The organism is Caloranaerobacter longqiensis, assembly GCF_050286925.1.
GTDB lineage: Bacteria > Bacillota > Clostridia > Tissierellales > Thermohalobacteraceae > Caloranaerobacter.
The window spans coordinates 1-2,499 of sequence record NZ_JBFWFX010000046.1 but is presented as its reverse complement, the minus strand read 5'-3'; the positions used below and the strand labels follow the sequence as shown (position 1 = coordinate 2,499).

Sequence of the window (2,499 nt, the reverse complement as noted above, 5' to 3'; positions counted from 1 at the left end):
TACTGCCCTTACACCTCAGGCCTATCTACCAGATAGTCTATCTGGGGTCTTACTCCTTGCGGATGGGAAATCTTATCTTGAGGGGGGCTTCGCGCTTAGATGCCTTCAGCGCTTATCCCTTCCAGACTTGGCTACCCAGCTGTGCTCCTGGCGGAACAACTGGTGCACCAGCGGTCTGTCCATCCCGGTCCTCTCGTACTAGGGACAGCTCCTCTCAAATTTCCTACGCCCACGGCGGATAGGGACCGAACTGTCTCACGACGTTCTGAACCCAGCTCGCGTGCCTCTTTAATGGGCGAACAGCCCAACCCTTGGGACCTACTTCAGCCCCAGGATGAGACGAGCCGACATCGAGGTGCCAAACCTCCCCGTCGATGTGGACTCTTGGGGGAGATAAGCCTGTTATCCCCGGGGTAGCTTTTATCCGTTGAGCGATGGCCCTTCCACTCGGTACCACCGGATCACTAAGTCCAACTTTCGTTCCTGCTCGAGGTGTCTCTCTCGCAGTCAAGCCCCCTTCTGCCTTTACACTCTACGCACGATTTCCGACCGTGCTGAGGGAACCTTTGAGCGCCTCCGTTACCTTTTAGGAGGCGACCGCCCCAGTCAAACTGCCCGACTGACAGTGTCCCAAGACCGGATTCACGGCCTCTGGTTAGAATTCCAGTACCACAAGGGTGGTATCCCAAGGTCGACTCCATCGAAGCTGGCGCCCCGACTTCTCAGTCTCCCACCTATCCTGTACATGTGATACCAAAATCCAATGTCAGCCTGCAGTAAAGCTCCACGGGGTCTTTCCGTCCTGCCGCGGGTAACCAGCATCTTCACTGGTACTACAATTTCACCGGGTCCCTTGTTGAGACAGTGCCCAAGTCGTTACGCCTTTCGTGCGGGTCGGAACTTACCCGACAAGGAATTTCGCTACCTTAGGACCGTTATAGTTACGGCCGCCGTTTACTGGGGCTTAAGTTCAGTGCTTCGCTTTCGCTAACACTTCCCCTTAACCTTCCAGCACCGGGCAGGCGTCAGCCCCTATACTTCGTCTTTCGACTTAGCAGAGACCTGTGTTTTTGGTAAACAGTCGCTTGGGCCTATCCTCTGCGGCCGGCCGAGGCTTCAGTCGCTAGGACCTACACCTTAACCGGCACCCCTTCTCCCGAAGTTACGGGGTCATTTTGCCGAGTTCCTTAACAAGGGTTCTCCCGCTCGTCTTAGGATTCTCTCCTCGCCTACCTGTGTCGGTTTGCGGTACGGGCACCTGTTTGCTCGATAGAGGCTTTTCTCGGCAGTGTGGAATCGGCTGCTTCGCTACTTAAATTTCGCTCCCCATCACCTCTCGGAATTATTCCTACGGATTTGCCTATAGGAACTTCCTACCGGCTTGGACGCACTCAACCAACGGTGCGCTCAGCCTATCCTCCTGCGTCACCCCATCTCTCAAGCGCAAACAGGTGGTACAGGAATCTCAACCTGTTGTCCATCGCCTACGCCTTTCGGCCTCGGCTTAGGTCCCGACTAACCCTGAGCGGACGAGCCTTCCTCAGGAAACCTTAGGCTTTCGACGGGTGGGATTCTCACCCACCTTTCGCTACTCATGCCAGCATTCTCTCTTCTGTACAGTCCACTACTCCTTACGGTGTAGCTTCTGCCCGTACAGAATGCTCCCCTACCCAGCGCTTAGCGCTGCCGCAGCTTCGGTGACAGGTTTGAGCCCCGGACATTTTCGGCGCAAGACCACTCGACCAGTGAGCTATTACGCACTCTTTAAATGAATGGCTGCTTCTAAGCCAACATCCTGGTTGTCTGTGTAGTCTTACATCCTTTACCACTTAACCTGTACTTTGGGACCTTAGCTGGCGGTCTGGGCTCTTTCCCTCTCGACTATGAAACTTATCTCACATAGTCTGACTCCCAAGGAACATGACAATGGCATTCGGAGTTTGATAGGTTTCGGTAGCGTGTGAGCGCCCCTAGACCATTCAGTGCTCTACCTCCATGTCACTACCTTGAGGCTAGCCCTAAAGCTATTTCGGGGAGAACCAGCTATATCCGAGTTCGATTGGAATTTCACCGCTACCCACAGGTCATCCCAGCCTTTTTCAACAGACACGGGTTCGGGCCTCCACGAAATTTTACTTTCGCTTCACCCTGCCCATGGGTAGGTCACCCGGTTTCGGGTCTACGACATGCAACTTAGACGCCCATTTAAGACTCGGTTTCCCTACGGCTCCGGACCTTAAGGTCCTTAACCTCGCTGCATATCGTAACTCGCTGGCCCGTTCTACAAAAAGTACGCGGTCGCACGTATAAAGTGCTTCCACTGCTTGTAGACATAGGGTTTCAGGTTCTATTTCACTCCCCTCCCGGGGTTCTTTTCACCTTTCCCTCACGGTACTATGCGCTATCGGTCACCAGGTAGTATTTAGCCTTGGGAGGTGGTCCTCCCTGCTTCCCACAGGGTTTCACGTGTCCCGTGGTACTCTGGATCACAGCCCTAAG

General features: G+C 54.3%; 1 rRNA gene. It reads right to left on the bottom strand.

The features are described 5' to 3' along the window. Positions 1–2,499: ribosomal RNA gene (locus AB4Y15_RS13835) — 23S ribosomal RNA — on the bottom strand; the annotation flags it as partial.